Annotated in this window: 13 protein-coding genes; 5 read left to right on the top strand and 8 right to left on the bottom strand. The window is 71.1% G+C overall.

Going from position 1 to position 14,684, the window contains the following annotated elements; translation table 11 throughout:
• Nucleotides 1-264 precede the first annotated feature (264 nt).
• On the bottom strand, nt 265-1,128 hold the full coding sequence (locus ABZ573_RS13270; RefSeq protein WP_151456724.1) for a helix-turn-helix transcriptional regulator: 864 nt from the start codon (nt 1,126-1,128) through the stop codon (nt 265-267).
• 175 nt (nt 1,129-1,303) lie between these two features.
• Here ABZ573_RS13270 and ABZ573_RS13265 point away from each other — a divergent pair, with 175 nt between their 5' ends.
• From ABZ573_RS13265 to ABZ573_RS13255, 3 genes are all read left to right on the top strand, one after another.
• On the top strand, nt 1,304-2,161 hold the full coding sequence (locus tag ABZ573_RS13265; RefSeq protein WP_225852430.1) for an aldo/keto reductase: 858 nt from the start codon (nt 1,304-1,306) through the stop codon (nt 2,159-2,161).
• A 76-nt stretch (nt 2,162-2,237) separates the two neighbouring features.
• On the top strand, nt 2,238-2,831 hold the full coding sequence (locus tag ABZ573_RS13260) for a flavodoxin (protein WP_151456725.1): 594 nt from the start codon (nt 2,238-2,240) through the stop codon (nt 2,829-2,831).
• A gap of 32 nt (nt 2,832-2,863) precedes the next feature.
• Complete coding sequence (locus ABZ573_RS13255; protein WP_151456726.1) at nt 2,864-3,850, top strand: aldo/keto reductase; 987 nt, start codon at nt 2,864-2,866, stop codon at nt 3,848-3,850.
• A 356-nt stretch (nt 3,851-4,206) separates the two neighbouring features.
• Here the strand turns inward: ABZ573_RS13255 and ABZ573_RS13250 are convergent, their stop codons facing one another.
• The 6 genes from ABZ573_RS13250 to ABZ573_RS13225 form a co-directional block, all read right to left on the bottom strand.
• Complete coding sequence (locus ABZ573_RS13250; RefSeq protein ID WP_358118153.1) at nt 4,207-6,594, bottom strand: excinuclease ABC subunit UvrA; 2,388 nt, start codon at nt 6,592-6,594, stop codon at nt 4,207-4,209.
• A gap of 81 nt (nt 6,595-6,675) precedes the next feature.
• On the bottom strand, nt 6,676-7,086 hold the full coding sequence (locus tag ABZ573_RS13245; RefSeq protein ID WP_151456728.1) for a VOC family protein: 411 nt from the start codon (nt 7,084-7,086) through the stop codon (nt 6,676-6,678).
• Between the two features lie 5 nt (nt 7,087-7,091).
• Nucleotides 7,092-7,541 carry a helix-turn-helix transcriptional regulator gene (locus ABZ573_RS13240; RefSeq protein WP_358118150.1) on the bottom strand — a complete coding sequence of 150 codons (450 nt, stop codon included), beginning with the start codon at nt 7,539-7,541 and terminating at the stop codon, nt 7,092-7,094.
• 72 nt (nt 7,542-7,613) lie between these two features.
• Complete coding sequence (locus ABZ573_RS13235; protein WP_358118148.1) at nt 7,614-10,277, bottom strand: DUF6493 family protein; 2,664 nt, start codon at nt 10,275-10,277, stop codon at nt 7,614-7,616.
• Entirely contained in the window at nt 10,274-11,614 is a 1,341-nt protein-coding gene (locus tag ABZ573_RS13230; protein WP_358118146.1) for an SWIM zinc finger family protein, read from the bottom strand. Before ABZ573_RS13230 ends, ABZ573_RS13235 begins: the two co-directional genes overlap by 4 nt.
• A 42-nt stretch (nt 11,615-11,656) precedes the next feature.
• The gene (locus ABZ573_RS13225; protein WP_358118144.1) at nt 11,657-12,385 is read right to left on the bottom strand and encodes an SDR family oxidoreductase; all 729 of its coding nucleotides are present in this window, start codon (nt 12,383-12,385) and stop codon (nt 11,657-11,659) included.
• 141 nt (nt 12,386-12,526) lie between these two features.
• On the opposite strand from ABZ573_RS13225, the gene ABZ573_RS13220 reads away from it, so the two are divergent.
• Complete coding sequence (locus ABZ573_RS13220) at nt 12,527-12,964, top strand: peroxiredoxin (protein WP_358118375.1); 438 nt, start codon at nt 12,527-12,529, stop codon at nt 12,962-12,964.
• Nucleotides 12,965-13,036: 72 nt separating this feature from the next.
• The gene (locus ABZ573_RS13215) at nt 13,037-13,732 is read left to right on the top strand and encodes a hypothetical protein (RefSeq protein WP_151453206.1); all 696 of its coding nucleotides are present in this window, start codon (nt 13,037-13,039) and stop codon (nt 13,730-13,732) included.
• A 139-nt stretch (nt 13,733-13,871) separates the two neighbouring features.
• On the opposite strand, the gene ABZ573_RS13210 is transcribed toward ABZ573_RS13215, so the two are convergent.
• Nucleotides 13,872-14,636, bottom strand: coding sequence for an SDR family oxidoreductase (locus tag ABZ573_RS13210; protein ID WP_358118142.1), 765 nt, complete (start codon nt 14,634-14,636; stop codon nt 13,872-13,874).
• Nucleotides 14,637-14,684 lie beyond the last annotated feature (48 nt).

Genomic DNA, 14,684 nt, shown 5'->3' with positions numbered 1-14,684 from the left:
CGCGCCACCGGAGGTGCTTCGTCGTCGTGGCTGTTCGGCCCTGCCCGGGCACGCTCCCCCGCGATGACGAAGGCGAGAGGCCTTCACGGCCGGCGCGGATGGTGGGCCGGCCGCGGCGCACTTGGGGTGCCGGCAAGAAACGTGTCACCAGCCGCAAACGGCGGCGATCTAGCGTGGCGTCGAGCGGACACGGTATTTCGGCTCGGGCCGGTCGGTGTCGCGGCCGGATTGCTTCTCCGCCCTGGGCGTTTCGCCGAACGCTCGTCAGCGGGTGTCCGTGGCTGCTTCCTGCGGGCTCCAACCGGCAAGGAAGGTGAGGGCCTGCTCGGTGGGGCTGGCGGGCTCGAAGGTGTACGTGATGATCGTCAAGCCCGAGTCCCCCGGCAGGTGCAGGGCCTCGCCGGTGAGTTCCAGGTCCCCTGCGACCGGGTGGTGCATCATCTTGGTCGCCGTGTGATGCAGTTTCACGTTGTGAGTGGCCCACCACGTGCGGAATTGCTCGCTGCGGGTGCTGAGTTCGCCGACCAGGTCGGTGAGGCCTCGGTCGTAGGGGTTGCGGCCAGCTTCGGTGCGTAAGGCGGCGGCGCAGTCTCGGGCGACCGTGGGCCAGTCGCGGTAGAAGCCCTGCGAGCGTGTATCGAGGAACAGGTAGCGGGCCAGGTTGAAGCCGGCGCCGTAGGCGCCGGCAAACAGAGCTCGACCGAGCCGGTTGACGGCCAGGATGTCCATCCGCCCATTGCGGGCATAGGCCGGGGCGTTGATGGTGTCTAGAATGCGCTGCACCCCAACACGGACACCGGTACGGTTCAGCGCGCGCCTCGGCCGGCCGGCGGCGCGGTCGGAGGTGTTCGCCGCGTCGGCCAGGTCGAGCAGGTGCGCGCGTTCGGCCTCGTCGAGGTGCAGAGCGCGGGCGAGAGACTCAAGCACCGACGCGCTGACGCCGGTCAGGTTGCCGCGTTCCAGGCGGGTGTAGTAGTCGGTGCTCATCCCGGCGAGCATCGCAACCTCCTCGCGGCGCAGCCCTTTCACCCGTCGCTTGCCACCGAACAATGGCACGCCGGCCTGCTCGGGAGTGAGTCGCTCACGGCGGGTGGTGAGGAAGTCGCGTACCTCGTTGCGGTTGTCCACGCCTCGACCGTAGGGCCGTGGTCGCGGGCTGAGGGAGGGTCTGGCGTTACCGGTCATGACAGTCACTGCCTCGCGCGCACAAAAGCGGGTTTCGTGGGCTCAGCGAACGGAATTCACTGAGACTGGCACCGGCCGTTCAGGCGGTCGGCCCCTCCCACAGCGAAGGATCGTGATCGTGTCCGTACAGAATCGCGTCGTCATGCTCAACAACGGCGTCGAGATGCCGATCCTCGGCTTCGGCGTCTACCAGGTGCCCGACGAGCAGACCGAACAGGTCGTCACCGACGCCCTCGTCGCCGGCTACCGGTTGATCGACACCGCCGCCTCCTACGGCAACGAGGAAGCCGTCGGCCGGGCCATTGCCAGGAGCGGTATCCCCCGCGACGAGCTGTTCATCACCACGAAGATGTGGATCCAGCACACCGGCAAGGACACCGCCAAGCGCGAGTTCGACAAGTCTCTGCGGAATCTCGGGCTGGATTACCTGGACCTGTACCTGATCCACCAGCCGCTCGGTGACTACTACAGCTCCTGGCACGCCATGCAGGATCTGTACGGCGAGGGGCTGATCAAGGCGATCGGCGTCTCGAACTTCCACCCCGACCGGCTTGTCGACCTGATCGTCCACAACGATGTCGTACCGGCGGTCGATCAGATCGAGACGCACCCGTTCCACCAGCGCGTCGCCGACCAACAGCTCATGCGCGAGCACGGGGTGCAGATCGAGTCCTGGGGTCCGTTCGCCGAGGGCAAGAACGACCTGTTCACCAACCCGGTCCTCACCGAGATCGGGGTCGCGCATGGCAAGTCCGTCGCCCAGGTCGTCCTGCGTTGGCTGATCCAGCGCGACGTCGTCGTCATCCCGAAGTCCGTGCGCCCGGAGCGGATGGCGCAGAACCTCGACGTCTTCGACTTCGACCTGACCGACGACGAGATGACCCGGATCGCCGCCCTGGACACCGGCGCCTCGATGTTCTTCGACCACCGGGACCCGGCGATGGTCAGCTGGCTCGGCAGCCGCCGTGTCGACTGATGGCATGCGTGACCGGCCCGGCCGAATCTCCCGCCGTACCGTCATCGCGGGTGCTGCTGGCGCCGCGATCGCCACAATGAGTGGCTGCGTCCCTTCCGGCCCGGCCGGCAACGAGCCGGCCGCCGCCCCCAGCCGGCCCGTATCCGACGGCAGGGCCGTTCTGCTGGCGTACTTCTCCCGCGCCGGAGAGAACTACTTCAACGGCGGCCGGCGACGCCTCACGGTCGGCAACACCCAGGTCGTCGCCGAGACGATCGGCCGGCTGATCGGTTGCGACGTGCACCGCATCGAGGCTGCCGACCCCTACCCCGACGACTACGACCCGACGGTCGCTCGCAACGTGCGGGAACAGCGGTCTAACGCCCGCCCGGCCATCACCAACCCGCTGGCCTCGATCAGCCGGTACGACACGGTGCTGCTGGGCAGCCCGATCTGGAACGTCCGTGCACCCATGATCATGACGACGTTCGCCGAAAGCGTCGACTTCACCGGTAAGACGATCCACCCGCTGACCACGCACGCGATGAGCGGCCTCGGCACCACCGAACGCGACTACGCCGTCTCCTGTCCAGGAGCGACCCTCGGCGAAGGACTCGCCGTGCGCGGAGAGGACGTTGCCGACGCGAGCCCGGCCGTCGAGGCATGGCTACGCCGCATCGGCCTGCTGTGACGCCCAGCCACCACAATTTCCAGGGAGAACCCATGGATCAGCGCACCCTTGGCAGCAGCGGACTCACGGTCTCTGCGATCGGTCTCGGCTGCATGGGCCTGAGCCACGGCTACGGCCCGGCTGTCGGCCGCGAGGATGGCATCGCTCTCATCCGTGCCGCCGTCGACCAAGGTGTCACCTTCTTCGACACCGCCCAGATCTACGGCCCGTTCACCAACGAGGTACTTGCAGGCGAGGCTCTGGCACCCGTGCGCGAGCAGGTCGTCATCGCCACCAAGTTCGGCTTCGCCTTCGACGGCGACCGGTCCACCGGCCTGAACAGCCGCCCCGACCACATCCGAGCGACCGTCGAGGACTCGTTGCGCCGGCTCGGCACCGACTGCATCGACCTGCTGTATCAGCACCGCGTCGACCCCGACGTGCCGATCGAGGACGTCGCCGGCACGGTGAAGGATCTCATCGCTGCCGGCAAGGTGAAGCACTTCGGCTTGTCCGAGGCCGGTGTGGAGGTGATCCGCCGCGCCCACGTCGTGCAGCCGGTCGCGGCACTGCAGAGCGAGTACTCCCTGTGGTGGCGCGAGCCCGAGGAGCAGATCCTGCCCACCCTGATCGAGTTGGGCGTCGGCTTCGTGCCGTTCAGTCCTCTGGGGAAGGGCTTCCTCACCGGCGCGATCACCACCAGCACGTCGTTCAGCGACTCCGACCTGCGCAACACCCTGCCCCGGTTCACCGAGCAGGCCCGCGCCGCTAACCAGGCCCTCGTGGACCTGCTGACGGCGATCGCCGCACGCAAGGGCGCCACCAACGCGCAGGTCGCCGTTGCGTGGCTGCTCGCCCAGCACCCCACGATCGTCCCCATCCCCGGCACCACGAAGATCCACCGCCTGCGCGAGAACACCGCCGCCGCAGACGTGGAACTCACCTCCGCAGACCTCAGCGAGATCTCCGCCGCCGCCGACCAGGTGGTCGTTCAAGGTGAGCGCTACCCTCAGCACATGCAGCGGTGGATCAACCGCTGACGCGTCGGCGAGGACGTCCTGGGCCATGGGGGTGTCGACGTGGACGAGGGCGGCCTGCAGCGCCCGCAGGCATAGCACGGACAGTTCCTGCTCGTCGTGGCGATGTCGCCGCCCTTGCCGAAGAGATCGCGCAGCTCAAGCAGCTCGTCGCCCGTGTCGAGGTCACCCATCCCCCGGAGGTCCGCTGACCCGGGCGCCGGCCCGTCGGCGTTTGGGCGACGGTCCGGCGCCGGCCTTTTCCGGATGTGCGGTTCGCCTTCTCGGGGTGACTACGGGTACTCCCCCGGCGCGCGCCACGCGTCCGGCGGACACCGTGGCGGGCGCCGACGCCGCCACGGTGTCCGCATCGGCGCTGGTCAGGTGCCGACGTAGGTGGCGAGGTGTTCGCCGGTGAGGGTGGACCGCTTGGCGACGAGGTCGGCGGGGGTGCCCTCGAAGACGATCCGGCCGCCGTCGTGGCCGGCGCCGGGGCCGAGGTCGATGATCCAGTCGGCGTGTGCCATGACCGCCTGGTGGTGCTCGATGACGATGACCGACTTGCCGGATTCGACGAGCCGGTCGAGCAGGGCGAGCAGTTGTTCGACGTCGGCGAGGTGCAGGCCGGTGGTCGGCTCGTCGAGGACGTAGACGCCGCCCTTCTCGGCCATGTGGGTGGCGAGCTTGAGGCGTTGCCGCTCGCCGCCGGAGAGGGTGGTGAGGGGTTGGCCGAGGCTGAGGTAGCCCAGTCCGACGTCGGCGAGCCGGTTCAGGATGGCGTGGGCGGCGGGGATACGCGCCTCGCCGGTGCCGAAGAACTCCTCGGCCTCGGCGACGGGCATGGCGAGCACCTCGGCGATGTTCCGGCCGCCCAGCGTGTACTCCAGGACGGCCGCCTGGAACCGCTTGCCGCCGCATTCCTCGCAGGTGGTCTCGACGGTCGCCATGACGCCCAGGTCGGTGTAGATGACGCCGGCGCCGTTGCAGGTGGGGCAGGCGCCTTCGGAGTTGGCGCTGAACAGTGCCGGTTTGACGCCGTTGGCCTTGGCGAACGCCTTGCGGATGGGGTCGAGCAGGCCGGTGTACGTCGCCGGGTTGCTGCGTCGGGAGCCGCGGATCGCGCCCTGGTCGATGACGACAACGCCGTCGCGGCCGGCGACGGAACCGTGGATCAGCGAGCTCTTGCCGGAGCCGGCGACGCCGGTGACGGCGCACAGGACGCCGAGTGGGATGTCGACGTCGACGTCACGCAGGTTGTGCGCGGTCGCGCCGCGGATCTCGAGGGTGGCGGTGGGCGTGCGTACGGTCTTCTTGACGGCGGCCCGGTCGTCGAGGTGGCGGCCGGTGACGGTGTCGCTGCCCCGCAGTCCTTCGACGGTGCCTTCGAAGCAGACCGTGCCGCCGTGGGTGCCGGCGCCGGGGCCGAGGTCGACGACGTGGTCGGCGATCATGATGGTCTCGGGTTTGTGTTCGACGACGAGCACGGTGTTGCCCTTGTTGCGCAGTTGCCGCAGCAGGTTGTTCATCCGCTCGATGTCGTGCGGGTGCAGGCCGATGGTGGGTTCGTCGAAGACGTAGGTGACGTCGGTGAGGGACGAGCCGAGGTGGCGGATCATCTTGGTGCGTTGTGCCTCTCCCCCGGACAGGGTGCCGGAGGGTCGGTCGAGCGAGAGGTAGCCCAGGCCGATCTGCGTGAACGAGTCGAGGAGGTGTTGCAGCCCCTTGAGCAGGGGGGCCACCGAGGGTTCGTCGAGGTCGCGGATCCACTCGGCCAGGTCGCTGATCTGCATGGCGCAGACGTCGGCGATGCTCCTGCCGTTGATCTTCGATGCGCGGGCTTCGGGGCTGAGTCGGGTTCCGTCGCAGCTCGGGCAGGTCTGGAAGGTGACGGCGCGCTCGACGAAGGCCCGGATGTGGGGCTGGAGGGCGTCGACGTCCTTGGCGAGGAAGGACTTCTGGATCTGCGGGATGATGCCGACGTACGTCAGGTTGATGCCGTCGACCTTGATCTTGGTGGGTTCCCGGTGGAGCAGGTCGTGCAGTTCCTTCTTGGTGAACTTGCTGATCGGCTTGTCGGGGTCGAAGTAGCCGCAGCCGCGGAAGATGCGCCCGTACCAGCCGTCCATGCTGTAGCCGGGGATGGTGAGGGCGCCCTCGTTGAGTGACTTGCCGGCGTCGTAGAGGGCGGTCAGGTCGATGTCGTTGACGGTGCCCATGCCCTCGCAGCGGGGGCACATGCCGCCGAGGCGGTGGAACGTCGCCTTCTCGGCCTTGGTCTTGTTGCCGCGTTCGACGGTGATCGCGCCGCTGGCGCGGACGGTGGGGATGTTGAAGGAGTACGCGTTGGGCGAGCCGATGTGGGGTTGGCCGAGGCGGCTGAACAGGATGCGCAGCATGGCGTTGGCGTCGGTGGCGGTGCCGACGGTGGAGCGGGGGTTGGCGCCCATCCGTTCCTGGTCGACGATGATCGCCGTGGTCAGGCCGTCGAGCAGGTCGACGTCCGGTCGGGTGAGCGACGGCATGAAGCCCTGCAGGAATGCGCTGTAGGTTTCGTTGATCATCCGCTGTGACTCGGCGGCGATGGTGCCGAACACGAGTGAGCTCTTGCCCGAGCCGGAGACGCCGGTGAAGACCGTGAGGCGGCGTTTCGGGATGTCGACGCTGACGTCCTTGAGGTTGTTCACGCGCGCGCCCTGCACGCGGATCAGGTCGTGGCTGTCGGCGATGTGGGCGGATGCCTGGGTGTCCGTCCCCGTGGCGGTGCTCATCGTGTCTCCATCTGCTGCGCGGGGCCGCCGTCGCGGTCCCCGCGTCGAGGGTTTCCTAGGTGTCTGGGTGCGCCCGAGGGTTCAGTGCAGCTCGTTGATGCGGATCAGGTTGCCCGTGGGGTCGCGGAAGGCGCAGTCGCGGACGCCGTAGGGCTGGGCGGTGGGTTCCTGGACGACGTCGGCGCCGCTGGCCTGTAGCCGCTCGAAGAGGCCGTCGAGGTCGTCGGTGGCCAGGGTGATCGCGCCGTAGCTGCCCTTGGCGATGAGTTCGAGGATGGTGCGGCGTTCGTCGTCGGTGATGCCGGGTTCGGCGGCCGGCGGGTGCAGGACGATGGACGTGCCGGGCTGGTTGGCGGGGCCGACGGTGAGCCAGCGCATGCCGTCGTATCCGACGTCGTTGCGGACCTCGAAGCCGAGGGTGTCGCGGTAGAAGGTCAGGGCGGCGTCGGCGTCGGTGTGCGGGAGGAAGGCGTAGTGAATGGTGATGTCCATGCCGGTCAGGCTAGTTGCGGCTGCCTGGCGCGTGCTTCTCGATTCCTGATCGGTCTGGTCACCTGTTTCGCGATGCACGCTGGCATCTCCGCCGCCGCGTGAGCCGTCCGGGCGCGGTAGGTGCTCGGCGGCACACCGACCAGTTCGGTGAAGCGGGTGCTGAAGGTGCCCAGCGAAGAGCAGCCGACGGCGAAACAGACTTCGGTGACGCTGAGGTCGCCACGGCGCAGCAGCGCCATGGCGCGTTCGATGCGCCGGGTCATGAGGTAGGCGTACGGCGACTCGCCGTACGCCTGGCGGAACTGGCGGCTGAGGTGTCCGGCTGACATGTTCGCGCCGCGGGCGAGCGCCTCGACGTCCAGGGGCTGTGCGTACTCGCGGTCGATGCGGTCGCGGACGCGGCGCAGCCGGGCGAGGTCGCGTAGGTGCTGGTCGGCGGCGTCTCTGCTGGTCACCTGCGAGATCGTGCCACGTGTCGTCGGGGTTGCCCAGCAGGGTCGGCGGCCTGTCGCCGCCAGTGTGCCGGGTCATACCGTGTCGAGTGCGCGGTGCAGGCGTCGGGCCTCGGTGACGAGGCGGCCGGATCCGCCCCGGCCGGCGACGTCGGCCAGGCCGGGCACGTCGATGCGGGTGCCGGTCGTGCTGGCCGTCTCGGCCGCGAGGCTCAGCAGGTCCGGCAGGCCGCGCGGGGGCTGGGGCGCGGCGAGTGCCGACGGCAGTGCGGCGGCGATCAGTCGCCACACGGTCAGCGGTGCTCCGGCCTGGGCGGCGTCGCGTAGTGGTTCGAGTGCCCTGGACAGCTTCACCAGTTGCCCGGCGACGAGTCGGCCGAGGTGTCCGCCCGTCGCGGTGGCGTCGAGCTGCCCGGCCGCGGCGAGGGCGAGCAGGGCGTCCAGGGCGGCGATCCGGTCGGTGCCGTGGCGGGCCGCGAGGCCGTAGGACAGGGCGAGGTCGAGGGCCGGTCCGCCGGGGCCGGTGGTTTCGGCGAGCAGCGGCAGCATGGTCGTGCCGCCGCGTTGGTCCATGTCCGCGGTGGCGGCCACGATCGGCAGGGCGTACGCGGCGACGACTGCCCGGTGTCCCGGCAGGGTCGACGGCAGCAGGTTCGCCCAGGCGGAGTGCTCGACACCGATCGGTGCGGGGTCGACGGTCAGCAGCCCGTACGGGTCGTCGTATCCGTCGGGTGGGCGCAGCTCGACGAGGATGCGCTTGGGCGGTAGCTGGTCGTACTCCCAGTCGTAGCCGTTGCGGCGGGGGCGGCGGGTGCGGGTGACGGTGCGCGTGACGGGTTGTGGCAGTCCGCCGGCGCGCAGCCAGGTGGCGAGCCGCTCCCCCGCCGGGGTGCCCAGTGCCGCGGCCTTGCCGGCGACCGTCTCGTCGGTGTCGGCGGGTAGGCGCAGCAGGGCCTGGGTGAGGTCCCAGTGCCAGGCTGGGCGGTCGCCGAGGGCCGCGAGGCGCTCGATCAGGGCGAGCGGGTCGAGGGTGCCGTTGGCGTGGGTGGGGGTGGCGAGCAGGCCGGGGTGTCCCGGCTCGGCGAGGTGCGCGCCGATCTCGGCGAGGCGGGCTCGGAGCAGCCGGTGGGGTGGGGGCACCCGGGGGTCGGTGGTGACCAGTTCCGGCTGCGGTGTCTGCCGGTCGGTGCGGCGCAGCGCGGTGAGCAGTGTCTCCCACCGGCTGCGTCGGCGGGCCTGCTGGTCGGTGGTCGGGGCGGTGGTGAGGACGTCGACGACCACCTCGGACAGGGAGAGGGGGTCGTGGCGGTGTTCGTTGCCCCAGGACCAGTGGCAGCGTTCGACGACGGGGGCGAGGGCGGCGTGCACCCGGGCGCCGTCGGTGGCGGAGAGCCGGACCAGCGCGTCGAGGATGCGGTCCAGCGGTGTGCCCTGTGACGGGGTGCCGAGCAGGGCGGCGACCTCCTCGGCGAGTTCGTCGACGTCGGTGATGGGGGTGGGTGCCGGTGCGGGTGGGGCGGGTGGGGGCAGGTCGTCGCCGCGTGGTCGGGCGTGCGCCGGGCCGGTGCGGTCGGCCGTCGGGTCGTGTCCGTGGCGGGTGGCGAGGGTGTTGGCGCGGTCGCGTAGCTCGACGGCGGGGTGTTCGGCGGCGACGGCGATGACCTCGGCGACCTGGGCCGCCCGGTCGTGGTGGTGGCGGGCCAGGCGGTCGAGCCAGGTGAGTTGGGCCTTGACGAGTGCCTTGTCCGGTCGCAGCAGCACGTCGCGGGAGGTGTCGAGGACGGTGTCGATCTCGAGGTCGGGCAGGTCTCGTAGGGCCTTCTGCGCCATGGTGGCGGCCGGCGCCGGCGCGTCGGCGAGCAGGCGGAGGTAGTCGGTGGCGCGGGTGGCGACCTCGGTGGTGGTGGGTTCGAGTTCGGTGAGCAGGATGGTGAAGGCGCGCAGGGCCGACGCCCGGTCGCCGCGCAGTAGCCGGCCGATCGCGCCGTCGATCAGGATCGTCCGGTCGATGGTCCCTTCGGTGGCGAGCTGAGCCAGCGCGGTCGGCAGGACGTGGCGTCGTCGTTCGTCCCAGGTCGTGGTGACCTCGTCGAACGTCATGCGCAGGCCGAGGCCGTCGATCTCGAACAGCCGGGGCAGCATGGCGTCGAGGAACGGGTCGTCGCGGAGCCGTTCGATCAGGGTTGCCGGTCGGCCGGCGCGTCGCCGGTCGGGCAGTTGCACCGAGTCCAGCCACAGTTCGACGAACCGGTCGTTGGCCGGTGCTGTCGTCCCGGTGACGCGCAGCAGCGCGGCGGCGAACCGCCAGTGTTCGAGCCCGGTCTGCTGGTTGATCTTCGTGGCCAGCCGGTGCGCCAGGTCGCCGAGCCAGGTGATGCCACGTTCCTCGGCGACCGTGGACATCAGGGCGGCGGCGCGTTCGCCGTCGGGGTTGACCGTGTTGCGGGCGAGGATCGTCGCGGCCTGCGCGGCGGTGGGTAGGCAGCCGACCACGGCGACGGCCAGGGCGGTGCCGGAGCCGGCCGTCCACCAGGTGGTGCGTTGCCGCTGCTTGAACCAGGTCGTCACCTCGGCGCCGATCTCCCGGCGGCGCTGCTCCGGCAGCCCGGCCAGGGCCGCCACGATCTGGCTGGCGGAGGCGTTCTGGATGAGGTCGAACAGGTCGCTGGTGCCGCCGGCGGCCAGTTCCCGTCGCCGCCGTACGGCGCTGTTGATGAACGCCTGCTGTGCGTTTCTCACACCCGCTCCTCCGCCCGCTCGGCGGTCGACATGCGGGTGGCCAGCGCGTGCCGGCACGGTCCCCGCTGGCCGCGATGCTTGGCCCACCAGGGGCAGGTGCAGGTGAAGTCGCCGCCGGGCAGTTGGCGGACCCGGTAGACCTGGTCGCCGCTGTGGACGGTGGCGGTGGTGGCGGTGTCGAGGTGGACGGCGCCGGCGTCGCGCAGCGCCCGGGCGCCGACGAGGCGGGGGTTGTCGCGTTCGGCGCGGCCCGCGTCGTAGGGCATGACCCGGTGGAAGTACGCGGCCTCGGAGACGTCGTAGCCGACGCGGCCGGCGGTGCCGAGCTGGGCGAGCGCGGCGCGGACGCGGGCCGCGTCGAGGCCGGTGTCGGTGGCCAGCCGGTCGACGTCGATGGTGGGATCCCAGGAGAGTACGGCGGCGACGAGGTTGGCGTCGTCGGCCACGTCGTCGCTGGCGAGGGCGGTGAGGGCGGCGCCTTCGCCGGAGAATCCGCGGTACGGCTCGGGTGAGAGGGTGAGGGAGAGGCGCAGGGCGCCGGTGTCCAGTTCCCAGGTGCTCGGTGTGGGTGCCGAGCCGGTGGCGACGGTCGGTCCGTACACGCGCAGGGTCTCGGCGAAGCGCAGCATGGCGCGGAGGGCGGTGAGTCGGCTCGCTCCGGCCAGGCAGACGGCGCCGGGAACGGGTCGGGAGGTCAGTCGCAGGGACCGGCCGGCCGGCACCGCCCAGAGGACCGAGCGGTCGCTGGTGGTGGGGAGTCGGCGCAGGAACGTGGCCGCCTCGGTGGCGGGGATCTCGGCGCGGGGTTCGAAGGTGGCCGACAGGATCTGCACCTCGGCGAAGCCGCGCAGCCAGCGCGCCGGGAGGGGGACCTTCTTCTCCACGATCGGGCCGTTCATGGTGGCGACGGTCAGGTCGTCGGGGCCGACGGACAGGTGCAGCGGGTCGAGGCCGCCGACGCGGGCCAGTGCCTCGCGCAGTGGGTTGTTGACGTCGACGTTGGTGGTGCCGTGCTCGATCACGTCGCCGTCGAGGCCGGCGGGCAGGGTGTCGAGGCGGGCGTAGACGCCGCAGCAGCCGGAGAAGGATTCGAACCGGAGCCGGTCGCGGCTGCCGGTGACCACCGGGTCGAGGCTGGCGGGGCTGACGGGCCGGTGGTAGCGGGTGCGGGCGACCTCGGCGACGGCGAGCAGGCCGGCGGCCGCCGCCTGGGGGGTGGTGAGGAACCCGGTGAAGAATCGGGGGTGGGGTGCGGGTCCGCCGCTGGTCTGCAGGCCGAGGCCGTCGCTGGCGAGGGTGGAGGATCCGAGGTACCGGTACGTCTGCGTTGCGCTCACGTCGGCGGACGGTAGTGCAGACCACCGACAGGAAGCAGCGGGTCAGAGGCCGCCGGCGACGCGCAGGACGGTGCCGGTGGTGTAGGTGGCGTCGGGGCCGAGCAGCCAGGCGATGGCGCCGGCGACCTCGTCGGGTTCGCCGGGGCGGCCCAGTGGGATGCGGGCGGCGGCCCGCTCGGGTCGGTCGGGTTGGCCGGAGAGGGCGTGGATGTCGGTGCGGATGATGCCGGGGGCGACGGCGTTGACGCGGATGCCGCGGGGGGCGAGTTCCTTGGCGAGGCCGGTGGTGAGGGTGTCGGTGGCGGCCTTCACGGCGGCGTAGTGCACGTACTCGCCGGGGCTGCCGAGGGTGGCGGCGGCGGAGGAGACGTTGACGATGGCGGCGCCGTCGCCCATCCGGCGGGCGGCCTGCTGGGCGCAGAGGACGTAGCCGATGAGGTTGACGTCGACGACGTGGCGCAGGTCGGTGGGGTCGAGGTCGACGAACGCGCCGATGGGGCTGGTGACGCCGGCGTTGTTGACCAGGCCGGTGATCGGGCCGAGGTCGGCGGCGGCGTCGAACAGGGCGGTGACCTGCTCGGGGTCGCGGGTGTCGGCGGGCACGGCGAGGCCGCGTACGCCGGTGGCTTCGATGTCGGCGAGCACGGCGGTGGCGGCGGTGTGGTCGCGGCGGTAGCTGAAGGCGACGTGGTGCCCGGCGTGGGCGAGGCGGCGGGCGGTGGCGGCGCCGATGCCGCGGCTGCCGCCGGTGATGACGGTGACCGGTCGCATGTGCCTCTCCCCTGTCCTGGCTGCGGGGCCGACGCTACCGGCGGGCGGCGCGGGGCGGGCCGGTGGGTGGGCGCATAGGCTCGGGCACGTCGGTGGACGGTGACGTGGAGGTGTGCGGTGGCGGGTGTGGGTGTCGGCGACATGGTGCGGGACTTCGAGTTGCCCGACGAGACGGGCACGCCGCGGCGGCTGTCGGAGTTCCTGGCCGCCGGTCCGGTGGTGTTGTTCTTCTATCCGGCGGCGTTGACGCGGGGGTGCACGGCGGAGAGCTGCCACTTCCGGGACCTGGCGGCGGAGTTCGCGGCGGTGGGCGCGACGCGGGTGGGCATCAGCCGCGACCCGGTGGAGAAGCAGGCCGAGTTCTCCCGCCGGCACGGGTTCGACTATCCCCTGCTGTCGGACGTCGACGGCACGGTCGCGGACCTGTTCGGGGTGCGGCGGCGACTGCCGTTGGGTGCGCTGAGCACGCGGCGGATGACGTTCGTGATCGGCACCGACCGGCGGATCGTCGAGGTGGTCCACAGTGAGCTGAACATGAACGACCACGCGGACGCGGCGTTGCGGGCGCTGGGGGGTTGATCTTCCGCTTGTCGGCGTGGGCTGGTATCAAGGCAGTCATCTGAACAGGTGTACGAGGGGAAGAGGTTGCTGATGGGTGCTGCTGGCCAGGGTTTGTCCACTGACGAGGTGCAGAGCATCCGGGAGGCGCTGGCGGCGGGCCGCAAGCCGAAGGTGGTGTTCACCGCCTCGGCGGGTCAGATCGCCGGGCAGGTGGGTCAGGTGGTGGAGCTGACCGACCCGGCCGGGTCGGACGAGTTCGTGGTGGTCCGGTTCGGTCGCGACGAGTTGCCCTTCTCCCCCGCCGACGTGGCGGTGGCGCCGCGCGGCGCCGGGCGCAAGGCGGCGGAGCCGCAGCCGGAGACGCCGGAGCCCGAGCCGGCGGCGCCTGCGGAGCCGGAGTTCGTGTTGGACCGGGCGCAGGTGCCGCAGCAGCGGCGGGAGGAGCCGAAGGTGGAGACGACGGAGGCGAAGCCCGCCCCGGCGCGCAAGGCGGTGAAGGCCGTGAAGCCGAAGGGGCCAGCGGGGCTGACGGTGACGTTGGCGTACGCCGACGGTGAGTGGACGGTCGCGGCGCAGCAGGGCAGCAAGTCCCTGGCGAAGCCGTACGTGGTGAAGCCGGCGGAGGCGCTGCGGATGGTGGCGCTGGTGGACGTGCCGGGCGTGCAGGAGGCGGTGGAGCAGATCATGGCCGCGGAGCGGGCCGAGGCGGAGCAGCAGGCGGAGAAGCTGCGCGCGGAGCTGGCGGAGATCGAGGCGCGCCTGGCGGAGCTGCGCGAGGCGCACTGACGCGGACGGCCGGCGGGGTGGGTGGCGGTGCCGCTCGCCCCGCCGGCGCTGGCGGGTGTGGTGGTCGACGAGCCTGCCGACGCGCCCGGTGGCGGTGAGTGGGGCGAGGTCGGGCTGGCTGGCGGGCGCCTTTGGGTGGTCAGGCGCGCGGGCCCAGGAACAGGCCGCCACTGGCGTCGATGACCTGCCCGGTGACCCAGCGTGCGGCGTCGGAGGCGAGGAACGCGACCACGTCGGCGACGTCGCCGGGCTCGCCCAGGCGGTCGAGTGCCGTCGTTGCGGTGATCAGCTCGGCCAGGCCCGGTGTCTCGAAGACCGGGCCGTTGGTCGCGGTCCGGGTGGCGCCGGGCGCGACCGCGTTCACCGTGATGCCCCTGGCGCCGAGCTGGTTGGCCAACGTCAGGGTCATCGTCTCGACCGCGCCCTTGGTCATGGCGAACGACGTCTGGGTCGCGTTGGCCATCCGGGTCGCCGCGGACGAGATCGTGATGATCCGGCCGCCGTCGCACAGCAGGGGCAACGCTCGTTCGATGATGAAGTACGGCGCCCGTACGTTGACCGCGAACAGATGGTCGAAGGCTGCTCGTGTCGTGGCGCCGAGCGGGCCTGCGGGTGGCGCTGCCGCGTTGTTGACGAGGATGTCGAGTGGTCGTCCGGCGAGGCTGGCCTCGACCCCCGCGAACAGCGTCTCGACATCTGCGTCCACGCCCAGTTCCGCGCCGACGGCGTACGCCGTTCCACCGTCCCGCACGATCTGGTCGACCGTCGCCGTCGCGCCCTGCCTGTCCGTGCCGAAGTGCGCGATGACGACCGCTCCCCGCGCTGCGAGCCGGATCGCGATCGCCTGGCCGATGCCGCGCGACGCGCCGGTCACCAGGGCTGTCCTGCCGATCAGATCACCCATGATGTTAGCTACTCCCAACTTGTTAGTCACTACCAGTGCGGTAGTGTC

The sequence above is a fragment of the Micromonospora sp. NPDC007220 genome (genome assembly GCF_040634035.1).
Taxonomy (GTDB): Bacteria; Actinomycetota; Actinomycetes; order Mycobacteriales; family Micromonosporaceae; genus Micromonospora; species Micromonospora reichwaldensis.
The sequence above is the reverse complement of the archived record's forward strand: the minus strand, read 5'-3'. Positions and strand labels throughout refer to the sequence as shown.

Excerpts from the sequence above, each read along its gene's own strand:
- ABZ573_RS13220 (WP_358118375.1), top strand. The coding sequence starts at position 12,527 with ATGGTGCGGGACTTCGAGTTGCCCGACGAGACGGGCACGCCGCGGCGG.
- ABZ573_RS13255 (WP_151456726.1), top strand. The coding sequence starts at position 2,864 with ATGGATCAGCGCACCCTTGGCAGCAGCGGACTCACGGTCTCTGCGATC.
- ABZ573_RS13245 (WP_151456728.1), bottom strand. The coding sequence starts at position 7,086 with ATGGACATCACCATTCACTACGCCTTCCTCCCGCACACCGACGCCGAC.
- ABZ573_RS13250 (WP_358118153.1), bottom strand. The coding sequence starts at position 6,594 with ATGAGCACCGCCACGGGGACGGACACCCAGGCATCCGCCCACATCGCC.
- ABZ573_RS13225 (WP_358118144.1), bottom strand. The coding sequence starts at position 12,385 with ATGCGACCGGTCACCGTCATCACCGGCGGCAGCCGCGGCATCGGCGCC.
- ABZ573_RS13260 (WP_151456725.1), top strand. The coding sequence starts at position 2,238 with ATGAGTGGCTGCGTCCCTTCCGGCCCGGCCGGCAACGAGCCGGCCGCC.
- ABZ573_RS13210 (WP_358118142.1), bottom strand. The coding sequence starts at position 14,636 with ATGGGTGATCTGATCGGCAGGACAGCCCTGGTGACCGGCGCGTCGCGC.
- ABZ573_RS13215 (WP_151453206.1), top strand. The coding sequence starts at position 13,037 with ATGGGTGCTGCTGGCCAGGGTTTGTCCACTGACGAGGTGCAGAGCATC.